This is a genomic window from Euzebyella saccharophila (assembly GCF_014855495.1).
Taxonomy (GTDB): Bacteria; Bacteroidota; Bacteroidia; order Flavobacteriales; family Flavobacteriaceae; genus Euzebyella; species Euzebyella saccharophila.
In genome coordinates this window covers 1,489,106-1,504,662 of record NZ_JACYFJ010000001.1, presented here as the reverse complement: position 1 = coordinate 1,504,662, position 15,557 = coordinate 1,489,106, and the positions used below count along the sequence as shown (strand labels likewise).

The following is a 15,557-nucleotide window of genomic DNA, read 5'->3' as shown; positions in this document are numbered from 1 at the left end:
AAAAGATAAATTTTCTATGCTTACCTTGGACGAAATAGACTTACAGCTATTGAATTTGCTACAAACCGATGGTAAATTGACCACCAAAGAAATTGCTCAGCAGGTAAATCTATCGACGACACCGGTCTATGAACGTATCAAAAGATTGGAAAGGGAAGGTGTTATTGAAAAATATGTAGCCCTAGTAAACGCAGAGAAAGTAGGCAAGTCGTTCATCGTATTTTGCCATGTAACTTTAAAACAACATACCAAAAAAATAGGGAATCAATTTGTAGAGGATATCACTTCGTTAAAAGAGGTAACGGAGTGCTATAACGTTTCTGGGGATTATGATTTTTTACTGAAAATTTTCGTGCGTGATATGAAACACTATCAATCTTTTGTAATCAATGATTTAGGGTCTATTAAGAATATTGGGAGCGTACATAGCACTTTTGTCATGGGAGTTATCAAGCACACCTACAGAATTCCTATATAATTATTGTTTAGGCAAGAAAACCTCGGCCATCATACAGCGGGCACTTCCACCGCCACAGGTTTCAATGGTTTCTAGGGAACTGTGAATAATTGGACAGTGTTTTTCTATTTTGGCTACCTGATCTTTGGTAAGACTATGGTAAGCCGCCGAACTCATTACCAAAAAACGCTCCTCATTACTTCCCTGTACCTGAAGCATGTTTCCAGCGAATTGATGCATTTGTGCTTCGGATATAGAGATGACCTCTTTACCATCATCTTTTAAATGCTGTACCACATTTTTCTTTTCCTTTTTATCATCTATAGCATCCAAACAAATGACGGAAAAATCATCCGCCAAACACATCATCACATTGGTATGATAAATTGGCATTCGTTTACCATCTACCGATTGATTAGCTGTAAAAACTACGGGCGTAAACTCAAAATCTTCGCAGAACTCAATAAAAAGTTCTTCGTCTGCCCTTTCGGATAAGGCACAATAGGCTTTTTTATTCGCACGATCAAGAATCATACTACCGGTCGACTCGAGAAAAACACCGTCATCTTCTGCAGAAGTATAATCAATAATATTATCTATGCGAAAACCTTGTTCTTCCAGTAAATCAAGAATATCTTCCCGTCTTTCACTCCTCCTATTTTCAGCAAACATAGGATACAGGGCAACGGTACCATTGGCATGAAAGGAAATCCAATTATTTGGAAAAATAGAGTCGGGTGTGCTAGGTTCCAAGGTATCATCAACAACAATAACGTTGACACCCTTTTCTTTTAATACAGAAACAAAGGCATAAAATTCCTGTTGCGCCTTTATATTGATTTTTGCATTCTCTAAATCTAATCCTTCCTGAAAATAGTTGTTGACCGCAGTTTGTTCGTTCATACGAAAATCAACGGGTCGCACCATTAAAATAGAATTGGTAACTTGCATAAAATCTTACTTATTTGGGTGCAAATGTAATTTTTTTAAGCTGCAGAATCGACTTAAAAAAACAAAACTTATTCGTAGTTTAATCTGAACATTCCACCATCTATTTTTATGTCAGGAGAAACCAATTTAAGCACATTACTTTCATCGTTAAACCCCATTCTAAACAAAGGTGAATATGTTTTCATCAATCTTACAGAACCAAACCCTATGGCCTTGGCCCATTGTATCTGTTTTTTTAAGGAAGCGGAAGGAAGCACCTATATCTTGAACCGAAGCAAGGCAGATGAATTTCAGTTTTCTTATGATTTCGTAGCCGCCTGGATTACCCTCAAAGTACACTCTTCGCTTGAAGCAGTTGGCTTAACCGCAGTTTTCTCTTCAGAATTAGCAAAAAACCATATTGGCTGTAATGCGGTAGCGGGGTATTATCACGATCATATTTTTGTAGCTATTGAGGACGGCAACAAAGCTATTGAAATACTACAAAAAATCCCTAAAACAACTAAAAGCTAGTCCCTAACCAAGGGCAACGTACTACATCTTAGCAAGCCCTCTTGCTTGGCGATTTCCGCATAGGGAATTTCCTCCACGGTAAACCCTTTTTCCCTCAGCCAATTATTTAGCCTCGTAAAATTCTTCTCGGAAACCACGACATCTGGGGAAATGGAAAAAACATTGCTGAACATATGGTACATCTCCTCCGCGCTGATTTCAAAAATGTTCTCCTTCCCAAAGAAATCTACCAGCCACCCATATTCTTCTTCAACTAAAAATCCATTTTTATGCAAGATTGCCTTTCCCTTGCCCAAAGGTTGAAAACAACAGTCTAGGTGCAAGGCGTTTTCCTTGGCATTTTTAGACTTGCGTAATTCGAAAGGTTTAATTGTTTTTTCTGGAAAAAGCTCTGAAATAAATTCAACGGCCGCTTTATTGGTCCTAGCCGTAATATGCGATGGATAATCGGCTGCCGTATACGTACCAATGAATATATGGTCGTTCCAGGGCATTACATCCCCGCCTTCTACATGTACTTTTTCTGGAGGCCTTATAATATTTTGTTTATCCACCTCTTCCAATACGTGCAATATAGCGTTTACCTCTTGCTCCCTATCAGGAAGGATATTTGCTATGATAAGCTTATCTTCTATTACAAAAGCAATGTCCCTAGAAAAAATTTGATTACAGTTTTCTATGACCTCCGGCCTGTAAACTTTAACACCATACTTATAAAAAACCTTGGCAAACGCTTCCATCTCTACTACCATATCACTTTCTTTCGGATAGGTACCTGCCAAAATATGCTCCAGGGATTTAGGGTCATAAGCCTCCTCCGGACTGGGCACTGGCCCACAACTCTGGGCCGTTCCCAATACCACGGACCTTAAGCGTGAAATCTCATCCTTTACATTAAGCTTTAGCATCATTGAAACTTTATAGTACCGCAAAGGTAGCATTTGGCGTAAAAAAAATGCTCTTTCACCAAGGCGAAAGAGCATTACTATTTTTAAAGGAAATACTTATCGTTTATCAACCTCTACAAAAGAACGAAGCGTCTCTCCAATATATACTTGTCTTGGTCTTCCTATTGGTTCGCCGCGAAGTCTCATTTCCCTCCATTGGGCAATCCAACCTGGCAAGCGACCTAGGGCGAACATAACAGTGAACATTTCGGTAGGTATACCTAATGCCCTATAAATTATACCAGAGTAAAAATCCACGTTAGGATATAGTTTTCTATCCACAAAATATTGGTCTTCCAAAGCTTCTTTCTCCAATCCTTTGGCTATATCCAAAATAGGGTCTTCGATTCCTAAATCTGCCAAAACTTCATCAGCGGCCTTTTTAATGATCTTGGCTCTTGGGTCAAAGTTTTTGTAAACCCTATGTCCAAAGCCCATTAAACGGAAAGGGTCTTCCTTATCCTTTGCCTTTGCCATGTATTTTTTGGTATCCCCGCCATCTTCCTCAATTGCTTGTAACATTTCAAGAACGGCTTGGTTAGCACCACCATGCAGTGGCCCCCAAAGGGCAGAAATACCCGCAGATAGGGATGCGAACAAACCAGCATGGGAAGAACCGACTATCCTCACCGTAGACGTAGAACAATTCTGCTCGTGATCAGCGTGAAGAATAAGCAACTTATCAAGTGCATCAATGACGATTTTATTCCTTTTGTACTCTTGGTTCGGTTTTTTGAACATCATCTTGTGAATGTTCTCTACATAACCTAACGTATCATCACCGTAATCAAGAGGCAACCCTTTTTTCTTTCTTAGGGTCCAAGCTACTAGTACCGGAAATTTCGCCAGAATTCTTACAATAGCCTCATACATGTCCTTTTCGGAAGATACATCTACGGTAGAAGGGTTAAAGGCAATTAGGGCACTGGTAAGGGAAGATAAAACGCCCATTGGGTGAGCCGATTTTGGAAAACTATCCAAAATTTTCTTCATTTCCTCGTCTACATGGGATTCCTCCTTAATGTCCTTATGAAATTTTTCTAATTGCTCTTTGTTTGGCAATTCGCCAAAAATAAGAAGGTAAGCCACTTCAAGAAAATCGGCCTTTTCCGCCAGCTCTTCTATAGAGTAGCCACGGTACCTTAAGATTCCTTTTTCTCCGTCCAAAAAAGTAATGGCACTAGAACATGAACCTGTGTTTTTATAACCAGGATCAATAGTTATCATACCACCAGTAACGGAGCGTAATGTTTTTATATCGATGGCAGACTCATTCTCTGAACCTGTAATTACCGGAAATTCATATTTCTGACCTTTGTACTCTAAAGTAGCTTTATCTGACATTTGTAGTATTTACTAGTTTTAAGTGAACGGTAAATTTAAGAAAAAAGGGTAATCCTAACAATAATAGCTAAGGGTTTCACCCTTTATTAACAACACTTTTTAAATGTAATTTGTAGATATTACAACAGATATAATTTACTGTAATACTCATCCAAGGATTTTTCCCAAGTGAATCTCATTTTTTTGGCATTCGCCTTGATTTTTTTCCAAGTGTCCTTATCGTGTTCCCAAACGTGTAGCGCTTCATCAAATTTATTGACCATATCTTCCAACTTACCATTGAATGTTTTACCATCAAAAGCAAAACCGGTTTTCATGTGCTGCACGGTATCCTTTAGACCACCGGTATGGTGTACCAAACATGGGTTACCGTTACGCATAGCCAACATTTGACTAATACCGCATGGTTCAAACAAGCTAGGCATAAAATACAGATCCGTCTCCAAATACATGGAATCAATCAAATCTTCTGATTGACCGTTGGTAAAAATGAAGTTCTTGTGTTTATAACTCATATCCCTAAACAACTGTTCATAATCAGGGTCACCGGTACCTAAGAGCATAAAAATTCCATCTACCTCCTTTAGCCTGTCCAATATCTTTTCAAAAGATTCTGGGGAACGCATCAAAAAGTAGAATTTTTGCTCGGTTAACCTCGCAACACTGGACATAATAAATTTAGGTCTGTTTGTTACGAACTCCATAATTTTCTCCCCTGTGTGGGCCAGAAAATCCGCTTTGTATTTTTTGGATTCGTCTTGAAGCCATCGAAACAAGGCTTTTACCGTATTTCTGTAAAGAAGCCCCTTCTCGGCTTGTCTAACGTTTGAATAATTGGATGCGTTAAGAATTCCGTAGAGCCTGCCCTCGTTTTCGGCATTCCTAAGGTCTCCTTCCAAACTTTCACCACCTACAAACTCAGGTCTTGCACTTGGTAGCAACACATCTTCTTTGTATGCCTTAGATACCGTATGAACGGAATCTGCCAAACGTATACCCACGGCCATAAGATTGATACAATCTTGGTAGCGAGGGTCTTTCAAGGCATTATGGTCCAATTCAATTTCAGGAAACCAATTATGAACAGAGGCGTAATTATCATAAAAGGGTCTTATGCCCTGAATAGCCAAATTATGAATACTGTAGACGTACCTCATTTTTTTGAGTACGTGATACTCCGGATGATAGGTCTTTAAAAAAAGCATGGCACTTGAATGCCAATCATGCATGTGCACGATATCCAAATCTCCAAAAGCACCCATCTTTATTGCTTCGGCCACCGCAGTATTAAAAATAATGAACTTTATAAAATCATTAAAAAATGGTTCCGTTGGATCATCATGGTAAATATGGGCAATTCCACCTTCCGTAATTTCAGGGTGATGTATGGCGTAATGAATGATGTTTTCTACATCCTTCTTGGGAGGCACCGAATATAGTTCCGCAGAATAATCCGTACCTCTCAGCCTAAAATTAAGATTGGTTCTAAAAGCTCCGTTCTTATGAATCCTTGAATAAGAAGGAACCACCACATGTACTTTATCTCCGCGTTTAGCGATTTCCCTAGGAACATCTCTAACCACATCGCCCATGCCACCTGCTTTACAATCAGGAATGGCATCATTCTCGGCAGCTACAAAAAGAAAATTATTCATTGAGAGGAAGAAGGTTATTCATTAAAGCAAAAAGGTAAGTAAACTTTGAGTATCATCCAAAAAAAAGCCTTTCTCTTCAAGAATAAATGAAAAGAAAGGCCTGATTTTTTTCGAATGTGTTAATAATCAATTAACCTTAAACGCTTTTTCTTGTGGATAATATGCCGTATCTCCCAACTCTTCTTCTATACGCAAAAGTTGGTTGTATTTTGCCATACGATCAGATCTGGAAGCTGAACCAGTTTTAATTTGACCCGTATTAAGGGCAACGGCCAAGTCTGCAATGGTATTATCCTCAGTCTCACCGGAACGGTGGCTCATTACAGAGGTGTATCCGGCGTTCTTCGCCATGTTTACAGCTGCAATTGTTTCCGTTAGGGTACCTATTTGGTTTACTTTGATCAAAATGGAATTGGCAATACCTTGATCAATACCTCTTGAAAGACGCTCAACATTTGTTACGAACAAATCATCACCAACCAATTGAACTTTGTCACCTACTTTTTCAGTCAAGGTTTTCCAACCGTCCCAATCGTTTTCATCCATACCATCCTCTATAGAGATGATTGGGTATTTGGCACAAAGTTCAGCAAGATATTCTGCTTGTTGCTCAGAAGTTCTTACACTTCCTTTGTCACCTTCAAATTTGGTATAGTCGTACTTTCCATCCACATAAAACTCTGCGGAAGCACAATCCAAGGCAATCATTACTTCATCACCTAATTTATATCCTGCTTTATCAACAGCTTTTGCGATTGTATCCAACGCATCTTCCGTACCACCCGCCAAATTAGGTGCAAAACCACCTTCATCGCCCACAGCCGTACTTAAACCTCTATCATGCAAAACCTTTTTAAGGTTATGGAAAATTTCTGTTCCCATTTGCATAGCATGGGTAAAATTCTTTGCCTTTACCGGCATTACCATAAATTCCTGAAAAGCAATAGGGGCATCTGAGTGGGAACCTCCATTAATAATATTCATCATAGGAACTGGAAGCGTGTTGGCACTTACACCGCCCACATATCTATATAAAGGCATTCCCAATTCATTGGCAGCAGCCTTAGCAACCGCTAAGGAAACACCTAAAATAGCATTAGCCCCAAGTTTTGATTTGTTTGGAGTACCGTCTAAATCCAACATTACCTGATCGATTAGGTTTTGTTCGAAAACGGACATTCCCAAAATCTCTTCGGAAATCAATGTATTTACATTCTCTACTGCCTTACCAACACCTTTACCCATAAAAGTGTCTCCGCCATCACGCAATTCAACTGCTTCATGCTCTCCGGTGGAAGCACCGGAAGGCACCGCAGCTCTTCCCATTACACCATTTTCCGTGATCACATCTACTTCAACAGTAGGATTACCTCTTGAATCTAAAATCTGTCTTGCGTGTACGCTTAATATAATACTCATATAATTATTTTTAGTTGGAAAAAGTATTGTTTTTCAAGGTTAACAAATATACAAAACCCCCAATGTTAGGCCTCTATCCAAGCATTTATATTTAAGGGGAAATAACAATGATTTAACCTATGCCGTTTGAACTGTCTTGTTTTTGATCAAATCGAAAAATTGATCAAAAAGATAATCCGCATCGTGTGGACCAGGGCTAGCCTCCGGATGGTACTGAACACAGAATACATCCTTGTTTTTCAACTTTATCCCTGCCACCGTATCGTCATTTAAATGTACGTGGGTAATCTCAACATCTGCATTGGCCTCGGTTTCTTCCCTATTAATGGCAAAACCGTGGTTTTGGGAAGTTATTTCTCCCTTACCCGTAACCAAATTCAATATTGGATGATTAATCCCTCTATGTCCATTATGCATTTTATAGGTAGATATCCCCTTTGCCAAAGCGATTACCTGATGACCTAAACAAATTCCAAAAACTGGTTTATCACTTTCGATCATTTTCTTGGCAGCTGCTATGGCATCCGTAAGGGGTTCTGGATCCCCAGGTCCGTTTGAAACGAAAAAGGCATCTGGTCCCCAAGCATTCATTTCTTCAAAGGAAGTGTTGTAAGGAAAAACCTTTATGTAGGCATCCCTCTTAGCCAAATTTCTAAGAATATTCTTTTTTATACCTATATCCAAAGCGGCGATTTTATAAGTAGCTGTCTCTTCACCCACAAAGTAAGGTTCCTTGGTTGAAACCTTAGAGGCCAATTCCAAACCTACCATAGTAGGCACCTCTGCCAATTGCTTTTTAAGGCCTTCTATATTCTGAACATCAGTGGATATTACTGCATTCATTGCCCCGTTATCACGAATGTAGCTTACCAAAGCACGGGTATCTACATCAGAAATGGCAAAAAGATTGTTTTCACTTAAAAAGTCCTTTAAACTTTTGTCTGCTCTAGGCCTTGAATATTCGTAGCTGAAATTTCTACAGATCAAACCGGAAATTTTAACCGTATCCGATTCTACTTCCTCTGCTACCGTTCCATAATTACCAATATGGGCATTGGTGGTTACCATTAGCTGCCCAAAATAGGAAGGGTCTGTAAATATTTCTTGGTAACCTGTCATTCCCGTATTAAAACATACCTCGCCAAAGGCAGTTCCCTCAACATCCCCGACAGATTTACCATAAAAAATGGTACCATCGGCCAACAACAAAAGTGCTTTTCTCTTAGATTGATACTTCATATAATTTTCCTATTTCAAAGTTTTCAAAATTAAACATAAAAAAAGGATAAACTATTAAGTTTATCCTTTTCAATGTGTTATGTGACACTATTCATTTTATTCTTCTGAATCGTCTGTAACATTTTCAACGTCTGTCTGGGCTTCCGCCTTTTCTGCAGGGGCAGCAGGAGCTACTACATTTTCATCTTCCTGTTTTTTGCCACCTCTTCTACTTCTTCTCGTAGATTTCTTTTTAGGCTTACCAGCATTATAAAGTTCGTTGAAATCAACCAACTCGATCATTGCCATATCAGCGTTATCACCAAGACGTGTACCCAATTTTATGATACGGGTGTAACCTCCTGGACGATCGCCCACTTTCTCCGCTACGTTACTGAACAACTCCGTTACCGCGTATTTGTTACGCAAGCTCTTAAAAGCAATACGACGGTTGTGTGTACCCTTTTCAGCAGTGATGTTGTTCTCCGCTTTGGCTTTTGTTATCAAAGGCTCTACGAATTGTTTCAGCGCCTTTGCTTTTGCCACCGTAGTGTTGATTCTCTTGTGCTCGATCAAGGAAGAAGCCATATTAGCCAACATCGCTTTTCTATGCGCTGTTTTTCTTCCTAAATGATTGACCTTTTTACCGTGTCTCATTTTTCTTGTCTATTGTATTTCTCCAACTGAGGGTGTATCCCTATCCTGTAAGAAATATCGATTAATCTTTATCTAATTTATATTTTGAAAGGTCCATTCCAAAGCTAAGACCTTTGTTGATGACCAATTCTTCCAACTCCGTTAGAGACTTTTTACCAAAGTTTCTAAACTTCATTAAATCATTCTTATTGAAAGAAACCAAATCACCTAAGGTATCAACTTCCGCAGCCTTTAAACAATTAAGGGCACGAACGGAAAGGTCCATATCTACCAATTTAGTCTTTAACAACTGACGCATATGCAAGGACTCCTCGTCATAAGTCTCCGTTTGCGCTATTTCATCAGCTTCAAGTGTAATTCTCTCATCAGAGAACAACATAAAGTGGTGTATTAATACTTTAGCTCCTTCTGTAAGGGCATCTTTAGGGTGAATAGATCCATCTGTAACTATCTCAAAAACCAATTTTTCATAATCGGTCTTTTGCTCCACACGAAAGTTTTCAATACTGTACTTTACGTTTTTGATAGGAGTAAAGATAGAATCTATAGCAATGCTTCCTAAAGCAGCGTTCGATTTCTTGTTTTCCTCAGCAGGAACATAACCACGACCTTTGTCTATGACAATTTCCATATTAATGCTCACCTTGGAATCCATGTTACAAATAACCAAATCCGGGTTCAAAACTTGGTATCCAGAAATGAATTTTTGAAAATCACCGGCAGTCAATTGCTCTTTACCACTAACGGATATAGAAACTACTTCAGCCTCGGAATCATCTATTTGTTTCTTAAAACGAACCTGCTTAAGGTTCAATATAATTTCGGTTACATCTTCAACAACCCCCGAAATAACGGAAAACTCATGCTCCACCCCGTCAATTCTAACGGAAGTAATCGCGTGTCCTTCCAAAGAAGAAAGCAATACTCTTCTTAGTGCGTTCCCAACAGTTAATCCATAACCAGGTTCCAAAGGACGGAATTCGAACTTACCTTCGAAATCCGAGGAATCGATCATTATTACTTTATCGGGTTTCTGAAAATTAAATAATGCCATATGAATTAGTGTTCTATGTTATTTAGAGTAAAGCTCAACTATTAATTGTTCTTTGATATTCTCTGGAATTTGAATTCTTTCTGGCACAGAAACAAAAGTACCTTCTTTCTTTTCGGAGTTCCAAGTTAGCCACTCATAAACATTATTTTGGGAATCCAATGATTCTTGAATCACTTGAAGTGACTTAGATTTCTCACGAACACCAACAACATCACCCGCTTTTAAAGTATATGAAGGAATGTTAACCAATTCACCGTTAACAGTAATATGCCTATGGCTAACCAATTGTCTGGCTCCTCTTCTTGATGGGGCAATCCCCATGCGGAAAACAACATTATCTAATCTACACTCACACAATTGAAGCAATATTTCACCAGTAACGCCCTCTTTCCTTTTGGCATTAGCGAAAATGTTTCTAAATTGTTTTTCAAGTATACCATAAGTGTACTTGGCTTTTTGCTTCTCCATCAACTGCACCGCATACTCAGACTTCTTACCGCGACGTCTGTTGTTACCATGTTGTCCTGGGGGATAATTTTTCTTTTCGAAAGACTTGTCGTCTCCAAAGATTGCCTCACCAAATTTACGGGCTATCTTACTTTTAGGTCCTGTGTATCTTGCCATTTTCTAATAATTTGGAAATGTGATTATGAATTAAGGCTTATCCTTCGATAATCGTTAACTACATTTCCGGTGAAATAAATTTGAATAAATTAAACTCTTCTTCTTTTTGGAGGTCTACAACCATTGTGAGGCATTGGTGTAACGTCAACTATCTCCGTTACCTCAATACCAGAGTTGTGGACAGCACGGATAGCAGATTCCCTGCCGTTACCTGGTCCTTTTACATAAACTTTTACTTTTCTTAATCCAGCTTCATGTGCGGTTTTAGCACATTCTTCAGCAGCTACTTGAGCTGCGTAAGGAGTATTCTTCTTAGAACCCCTGAAGCCCATTTTACCTGCCGATGACCAAGAAATAACATCCCCTTTTTTATTGGTAAGGGAAATAATGATATTATTGAAAGATGCGGTTACGTGAGCCTCGCCCACCGAGTCAACGATTACTTTACGTTTTTTAGCCGCTTTTGCACCTGCTTTTGAAGTTGCCTTTGCCATAATAACCTACTTATTATTTAGTTGCCTTTTTCTTATTAGCAACCGTTTTTCTTTTTCCTTTTCTAGTCCTAGAATTATTCTTGGTACGTTGACCGCGAAGTGGAAGACCAGCTCTATGACGAATACCACGGTAGCAACCAATATCCATTAAACGCTTAATGTTCAACTGAGTTTCTGAACGAAGTTCACCTTCAATAGTATAACTGGAAACAGCTTCCCTTATACGTCCAATTTCATCATCGTTCCATTCAGATACTTTTGTATCCTCACTCACATTGGCTTTCTCCAAAATTTCTTTAGCCCTACTTCTACCAATACCGAAAATGTAGGTCAAGGCAATTACACCTCTCTTTTGTTTTGGTATGTCTATACCCGCAATTCTTGCCATAATTATCCTTGTCTTTGTTTAAATCTAGGATTCTTTTTGTTGATTACATACAACCTGCCCTTTCTGCGTACAATCTTGCAGTCGGCGCTTCTTTTCTTTATTGATGCTCTAACTTTCATCTTGCTGTCTTTCTCTCGTTTTAATATCTATAGGTAATTCTAGCTTTGGTAAGGTCATACGGACTCATCTCTAACTTAACCTTATCCCCAGGAAGTAATTTAATATAATGCATACGCATCTTTCCAGAGATATGGGCCGTAACCACATGACCATTTTCTAATTCTACGCGGAACATTGCATTAGACAATGCTTCAATTATAGATCCATCTTGCTCTATTGCTGCTTGTTTCGCCATAATTATGCTACTTTTCTATTTTTACCAGTCTTCATTAATCCATCATAATGTCTATTCAACAAATATGCATTTACCTGTTGAACGGTATCAATGGCAACACCTACCATAATAAGTAGCGATGTTCCTCCGTAAAATAAAGCCCAACCTTGCTGAATGTCCATCAATTTTACCACGATAGCAGGTAATACCGCTAAAATGGCCAAAAATACAGAACCTGGTAGAGTTATCAAAGACATTACCTTATCTAAAAAATCCCCTGTCTCTTTTCCCGGTCTAATTCCAGGTATAAAACCACCGCTTCTTTTCAAATCATCGGCCATTTTATTTGTTGGAACCGTAATGGCCGTATAGAAGTAAGTGAAGATAATAATCAAAACAGCGAACAAAATATTGTAAGCCAATCCGAATATATCTTGAAACTGAACTTCCATCCATTGACCCGCGGCAGTATTATTGAATGTTTTACCGATCAAACTAGGGGCAAACATAATTGCCTGAGCAAAAATTATAGGCATAACACCAGAGGCATTAAGCTTCAGTGGAATATATTGTCTAGAACCCATGATGTTCTTTTCATAACCCCCGGAAGCAGTCCTTCTAGCGTATTGAACCGGTATCTGGCGTGTCGCCATCACCAACAGAACACTAGCAAGAATGACCAAGAACCAAAGTATTACCTCGATTAAAATGAACATCAAGCCACCAGTATTGTTGGTTGTCCTTGAAATAAATTCCTGAACAAATGATTGAGGCATCGTAGCTATAATCCCAATCATAATCAATAATGAAATACCGTTACCAATACCCTTATCAGTAATTTTCTCTCCCAACCACATTGCAAAAACACAACCGGTAACAAGAATAACTACCGCTGGAATCATGAAATCAAGACCTTTCCCTAACAAGAATGCACTGTCTTGAACACCAAACGCTTCCAAACCGTACAGATAAGCAGGAGCCTGAACAACACAAATACCAATTGTTAACCAACGCGTAATTTGATTTTTAGTCTTTCTTCCACTCTCCCCTTCCTTATCCAATTTCTGAAGATAGGGAATAGCGATACTCATCAACTGTACTACAATAGATGCAGAGATATACGGCATAATACCCAAAGCAAAAACTGATGCATTGGCAAAAGCCCCACCAGTAAAAGCATTCAAGAGACCAAAAATACCTTGGTCCGTTCCGGAAGCCAAGGCCGCCAATTGAGTAGAATCAATCCCAGGAAGAACTATTTGACAACCAAAACGGTATACCAAAAGAAGGCTAAGCGTAATCAAAATGCGATTCCTTAGCTCTTCTATTTTCCAAATGTTGGATATGGTCTCGAAAAATTTCTTCATAGTAGGGTATGCTTATAAATTTATTGCCTCTCCGCCAGCTGCTTCAATGGCCGCTTTTGCACTAGCCGTAAATTTATGCACGGACACTTTAAGGGAAGCTTTAAGTTCCCCACCGCCCAATATTTTTACTAAATCCTTTCTTTTAGCCAAACCGTTTTCCACTAGAGTTTCAACAGTCACAGTATCGGTAACAATTTTATTGTCTACCAATTCCTGTAATTTATCCAAATTGACTCCTTTATAAGCTACACGGTTAATGTTCGTAAAACCGAATTTAGGAACACGACGCTGTAATGGCATCTGACCACCTTCAAAACCAATTTTCTTTGAATATCCAGATCTAGACTTGGCACCTTTATGTCCACGGGTAGCCGTACCACCTTTTCCTGAACCTTGTCCTCTACCAACTCTTTTACCTGAATTGCTTACTGAACCACCTGCTGGTTTAAGATTGCTTAAATTCATTGTATCTCTTCTATTAAGCTTCCTGAGTGGAAACCAAATGTTTAACTTTATCTATCATACCAAGAATATTGGATGTAGCCTCATGTTCTACTACCTGACCAATTCTTTTAAGACCCAAAGCCTCTAAAGTACGCTTTTGGTTCTGCGGTTTCTTGATACTGCTCTTAAGCTGTTTTACCTGTATTTTCTTAGCCATAATATTCTTCTATTATCCTTTAAATACTTTATCCAAGGATACTCCTCTTTGTTTAGCTACTGTTCCTGCATCCCTTAATTGTAATAAAGCATCAAAAGTGGCTTTTACAACGTTATGAGGGTTAGAAGATCCTTGAGATTTAGAGAGTACATCTTGTACCCCCACAGATTCCAATACCGCACGAACAGCGCCACCAGCAATTACACCGGTACCATGGGAAGCAGGTTGTATATAAACCCTAGCTCCACCGAATTTACCTTTTTGCTCATGTGGCAAAGTTCCTTTATTCAAAGGAATTCTAATCAAATTTTTCTTTGCATCTTCTATAGCCTTGGCAATAGCGGTGGCCACCTCTTTGGATTTGCCCAAACCACTACCAACAACTCCATTTTCATCTCCAACTACTACGATAGCAGAAAAACCGAATGCTCTACCACCCTTGGTAACCTTGGTAACCCGTTGAATACCTACCAATCTATCTTTTAAATCTAAACCGCCAGGTTTAACAGTCTCTACGTTCTTATATTTCTGGTACATAGTATTATTTAAAAATTAAGTCCTGCTTCACGAGCCCCATCGGCCAATGCTTTCACTCTTCCATGATATAGGTTACCTCCTCTATCAAAGGCAACTTTTTCAATGCCAGCTTCTTTACATTTTTCAGCTATTGCTTTACCTACGGCAGTTGCAATTTCCGATTTAGATCCTTTTACTTCAGCCAAATTTTTGTCCCTTGAAGAAACAGACGCCAAGGTCACCCCTTCAACATCATTGATAACTTGGGCATATATTGCACTGTTACTTCTAAATACGGACAATCTTGGTCTTTCCGCAGTACCAGAAGAAACCTTTCTGATTCTTCTGTGTATTCTCTGTTTTCTTTCGCTCTTTGATAATGCCATGATATACTATTAAGCTGATTTACCTGCTTTTCTTCGTAATTGCTCGCCAACAAACTTAACACCCTTTCCTTTGTAAGGCTCTGGCTTACGGAAAGATCTAATCTTAGCAGCTATCTGACCTACCAATTGCTTGTCGTGAGATGTCAATTTAACAATAGGGTTCTTTCCTTTTTCTGAAGTAGTCTCCACCTTGATTTCAGGAGCTAAATCCAAAACTATATTGTGGGAAAAACCTAAAGCCAAATCCAATTTTTGACCCTGGTTGCTCGCACGGTAACCTACACCCACCAACTCCAATTCTTTGGTCCATCCTTTAGACACACCATTGATCATATTGTTGATTAGAGCACGGTACAAACCATGTTTTGCTTTATGAGGTTTAGAATCTGAAGGTCTCTCTACTACTACTTTACCTTCTTCAACCTTGATGTCAACTGCAGAAAAATCTTGAGTTAATTCACCCAATTTTCCCTTTACAACAATCTCGTTATCCTTTATATCTACAGTAACTCCTTCTGGAATTACAATCGGACTATTACCTATTCTTGACATTTCTTAATACTTTATTACTT

The 15,557-nt window shown here is 38.9% G+C and carries 21 protein-coding genes; 2 read left to right on the top strand and 19 right to left on the bottom strand.

Going from position 1 to position 15,557, the window contains the following annotated elements; all coding sequences use genetic code 11:
- Positions 1-16 precede the first annotated feature (16 nt).
- Entirely contained in the window at positions 17-478 is a 462-nt protein-coding gene (locus tag IL355_RS06320) for an Lrp/AsnC family transcriptional regulator (protein ID WP_192461283.1), read from the top strand.
- On the opposite strand, the gene ctlX is transcribed toward IL355_RS06320, so the two are convergent.
- Positions 479-1,408 (bottom strand): citrulline utilization hydrolase CtlX, encoded by a 930-nt coding sequence (ctlX, locus tag IL355_RS06315; RefSeq protein WP_192461282.1) that lies wholly within the window; start codon positions 1,406-1,408, stop codon positions 479-481.
- Positions 1,409-1,516: 108 nt separating this feature from the next.
- On the opposite strand from ctlX, the gene IL355_RS06310 reads away from it, so the two are divergent.
- Positions 1,517-1,921: an ACT domain-containing protein gene (locus IL355_RS06310; RefSeq protein ID WP_192461281.1), complete on the top strand. Its 405-nt coding sequence runs from the start codon at positions 1,517-1,519 to the stop codon at positions 1,919-1,921.
- Here the strand turns inward: IL355_RS06310 and IL355_RS06305 are convergent.
- The 18 genes from IL355_RS06305 to rplF form a co-directional block, all read right to left on the bottom strand.
- Positions 1,918-2,829 (bottom strand): dimethylarginine dimethylaminohydrolase family protein, encoded by a 912-nt coding sequence (locus tag IL355_RS06305; protein WP_192461359.1) that lies wholly within the window; start codon positions 2,827-2,829, stop codon positions 1,918-1,920. The two genes, IL355_RS06310 and IL355_RS06305, sit on opposite strands and share 4 nt — an antisense overlap.
- 96 nt (positions 2,830-2,925) lie before the next feature.
- A complete protein-coding gene (locus tag IL355_RS06300) occupies positions 2,926-4,212 on the bottom strand; it encodes a citrate synthase (RefSeq protein ID WP_187459396.1) in 1,287 nt (428 codons plus the stop codon).
- 119 nt (positions 4,213-4,331) lie between these two features.
- Positions 4,332-5,867, bottom strand: a complete 1,536-nt coding sequence (locus IL355_RS06295; RefSeq protein WP_192461280.1) for a glycogen synthase — start codon at positions 5,865-5,867, stop codon at positions 4,332-4,334.
- A gap of 126 nt (positions 5,868-5,993) precedes the next feature.
- The gene (gene eno, locus IL355_RS06290; RefSeq protein ID WP_192461279.1) at positions 5,994-7,286 is read right to left on the bottom strand and encodes a phosphopyruvate hydratase; all 1,293 of its coding nucleotides are present in this window, start codon (positions 7,284-7,286) and stop codon (positions 5,994-5,996) included.
- Between the two features lie 117 nt (positions 7,287-7,403).
- Positions 7,404-8,525, bottom strand: coding sequence for a glutamine-hydrolyzing carbamoyl-phosphate synthase small subunit (gene carA, locus IL355_RS06285; protein ID WP_192461278.1), 1,122 nt, complete (start codon positions 8,523-8,525; stop codon positions 7,404-7,406).
- A 96-nt stretch (positions 8,526-8,621) separates the two neighbouring features.
- Positions 8,622-9,161 carry a 50S ribosomal protein L17 gene (gene rplQ / locus IL355_RS06280; protein ID WP_192461277.1) on the bottom strand — a complete coding sequence of 180 codons (540 nt, stop codon included), beginning with the start codon at positions 9,159-9,161 and terminating at the stop codon, positions 8,622-8,624.
- 61 nt (positions 9,162-9,222) lie between these two features.
- Entirely contained in the window at positions 9,223-10,215 is a 993-nt protein-coding gene (locus IL355_RS06275) for a DNA-directed RNA polymerase subunit alpha (protein WP_187459391.1), read from the bottom strand.
- Positions 10,216-10,233: 18 nt separating this feature from the next.
- Positions 10,234-10,839: a 30S ribosomal protein S4 gene (rpsD, locus tag IL355_RS06270; RefSeq protein WP_192461276.1), complete on the bottom strand. Its 606-nt coding sequence runs from the start codon at positions 10,837-10,839 to the stop codon at positions 10,234-10,236.
- A gap of 89 nt (positions 10,840-10,928) precedes the next feature.
- The gene (gene rpsK, locus IL355_RS06265; RefSeq protein ID WP_187459389.1) at positions 10,929-11,333 is read right to left on the bottom strand and encodes a 30S ribosomal protein S11; all 405 of its coding nucleotides are present in this window, start codon (positions 11,331-11,333) and stop codon (positions 10,929-10,931) included.
- Positions 11,334-11,346: 13 nt separating this feature from the next.
- Positions 11,347-11,721 (bottom strand): 30S ribosomal protein S13, encoded by a 375-nt coding sequence (gene rpsM / locus IL355_RS06260; protein ID WP_192461275.1) that lies wholly within the window; start codon positions 11,719-11,721, stop codon positions 11,347-11,349.
- Positions 11,722-11,723: 2 nt separating this feature from the next.
- Positions 11,724-11,840 (bottom strand): type B 50S ribosomal protein L36, encoded by a 117-nt coding sequence (gene ykgO, locus IL355_RS06255; RefSeq protein WP_010519235.1) that lies wholly within the window; start codon positions 11,838-11,840, stop codon positions 11,724-11,726.
- 20 nt (positions 11,841-11,860) lie between these two features.
- Positions 11,861-12,076: a translation initiation factor IF-1 gene (gene infA / locus IL355_RS06250; protein ID WP_013305172.1), complete on the bottom strand. Its 216-nt coding sequence runs from the start codon at positions 12,074-12,076 to the stop codon at positions 11,861-11,863.
- A gap of 2 nt (positions 12,077-12,078) precedes the next feature.
- The gene (secY, locus tag IL355_RS06245) at positions 12,079-13,422 is read right to left on the bottom strand and encodes a preprotein translocase subunit SecY (RefSeq protein ID WP_187459387.1); all 1,344 of its coding nucleotides are present in this window, start codon (positions 13,420-13,422) and stop codon (positions 12,079-12,081) included.
- Between the two features lie 12 nt (positions 13,423-13,434).
- Positions 13,435-13,887: a 50S ribosomal protein L15 gene (gene rplO / locus IL355_RS06240; RefSeq protein WP_192461274.1), complete on the bottom strand. Its 453-nt coding sequence runs from the start codon at positions 13,885-13,887 to the stop codon at positions 13,435-13,437.
- Positions 13,888-13,900: 13 nt separating this feature from the next.
- On the bottom strand, positions 13,901-14,083 hold the full coding sequence (rpmD, locus tag IL355_RS06235) for a 50S ribosomal protein L30 (RefSeq protein WP_192461273.1): 183 nt from the start codon (positions 14,081-14,083) through the stop codon (positions 13,901-13,903).
- Between the two features lie 12 nt (positions 14,084-14,095).
- Positions 14,096-14,620: a 30S ribosomal protein S5 gene (gene rpsE / locus IL355_RS06230; RefSeq protein ID WP_187459384.1), complete on the bottom strand. Its 525-nt coding sequence runs from the start codon at positions 14,618-14,620 to the stop codon at positions 14,096-14,098.
- Positions 14,621-14,628: 8 nt separating this feature from the next.
- Complete coding sequence (gene rplR, locus IL355_RS06225) at positions 14,629-14,985, bottom strand: 50S ribosomal protein L18 (RefSeq protein WP_192461272.1); 357 nt, start codon at positions 14,983-14,985, stop codon at positions 14,629-14,631.
- 9 nt (positions 14,986-14,994) lie between these two features.
- Positions 14,995-15,537 carry a 50S ribosomal protein L6 gene (gene rplF, locus IL355_RS06220; protein WP_192461271.1) on the bottom strand — a complete coding sequence of 181 codons (543 nt, stop codon included), beginning with the start codon at positions 15,535-15,537 and terminating at the stop codon, positions 14,995-14,997.
- Between the last annotated feature and the right edge of the window lie 20 nt (positions 15,538-15,557).

Bases quoted from the DNA above. Each gene is read 5' to 3' on its own strand.
- IL355_RS06320 (WP_192461283.1), top strand. From the start codon at position 17: ATGCTTACCTTGGACGAAATAGACTTACAGCTATTGAATTTGCTACAA.
- ctlX (WP_192461282.1), bottom strand. From the start codon at position 1,408: ATGCAAGTTACCAATTCTATTTTAATGGTGCGACCCGTTGATTTTCGT.
- IL355_RS06310 (WP_192461281.1), top strand. From the start codon at position 1,517: ATGTCAGGAGAAACCAATTTAAGCACATTACTTTCATCGTTAAACCCC.
- IL355_RS06305 (WP_192461359.1), bottom strand. From the start codon at position 2,829: ATGCTAAAGCTTAATGTAAAGGATGAGATTTCACGCTTAAGGTCCGTG.
- IL355_RS06300 (WP_187459396.1), bottom strand. From the start codon at position 4,212: ATGTCAGATAAAGCTACTTTAGAGTACAAAGGTCAGAAATATGAATTT.
- IL355_RS06295 (WP_192461280.1), bottom strand. From the start codon at position 5,867: ATGAATAATTTTCTTTTTGTAGCTGCCGAGAATGATGCCATTCCTGAT.
- eno (WP_192461279.1), bottom strand. From the start codon at position 7,286: ATGAGTATTATATTAAGCGTACACGCAAGACAGATTTTAGATTCAAGA.
- carA (WP_192461278.1), bottom strand. From the start codon at position 8,525: ATGAAGTATCAATCTAAGAGAAAAGCACTTTTGTTGTTGGCCGATGGT.
- rplQ (WP_192461277.1), bottom strand. From the start codon at position 9,161: ATGAGACACGGTAAAAAGGTCAATCATTTAGGAAGAAAAACAGCGCAT.
- IL355_RS06275 (WP_187459391.1), bottom strand. From the start codon at position 10,215: ATGGCATTATTTAATTTTCAGAAACCCGATAAAGTAATAATGATCGAT.
- rpsD (WP_192461276.1), bottom strand. From the start codon at position 10,839: ATGGCAAGATACACAGGACCTAAAAGTAAGATAGCCCGTAAATTTGGT.
- rpsK (WP_187459389.1), bottom strand. From the start codon at position 11,333: ATGGCAAAGGCAACTTCAAAAGCAGGTGCAAAAGCGGCTAAAAAACGT.
- rpsM (WP_192461275.1), bottom strand. From the start codon at position 11,721: ATGGCAAGAATTGCGGGTATAGACATACCAAAACAAAAGAGAGGTGTA.
- ykgO (WP_010519235.1), bottom strand. From the start codon at position 11,840: ATGAAAGTTAGAGCATCAATAAAGAAAAGAAGCGCCGACTGCAAGATT.
- infA (WP_013305172.1), bottom strand. From the start codon at position 12,076: ATGGCGAAACAAGCAGCAATAGAGCAAGATGGATCTATAATTGAAGCA.
- secY (WP_187459387.1), bottom strand. From the start codon at position 13,422: ATGAAGAAATTTTTCGAGACCATATCCAACATTTGGAAAATAGAAGAG.
- rplO (WP_192461274.1), bottom strand. From the start codon at position 13,887: ATGAATTTAAGCAATCTTAAACCAGCAGGTGGTTCAGTAAGCAATTCA.
- rpmD (WP_192461273.1), bottom strand. From the start codon at position 14,083: ATGGCTAAGAAAATACAGGTAAAACAGCTTAAGAGCAGTATCAAGAAA.
- rpsE (WP_187459384.1), bottom strand. From the start codon at position 14,620: ATGTACCAGAAATATAAGAACGTAGAGACTGTTAAACCTGGCGGTTTA.
- rplR (WP_192461272.1), bottom strand. From the start codon at position 14,985: ATGGCATTATCAAAGAGCGAAAGAAAACAGAGAATACACAGAAGAATC.
- rplF (WP_192461271.1), bottom strand. From the start codon at position 15,537: ATGTCAAGAATAGGTAATAGTCCGATTGTAATTCCAGAAGGAGTTACT.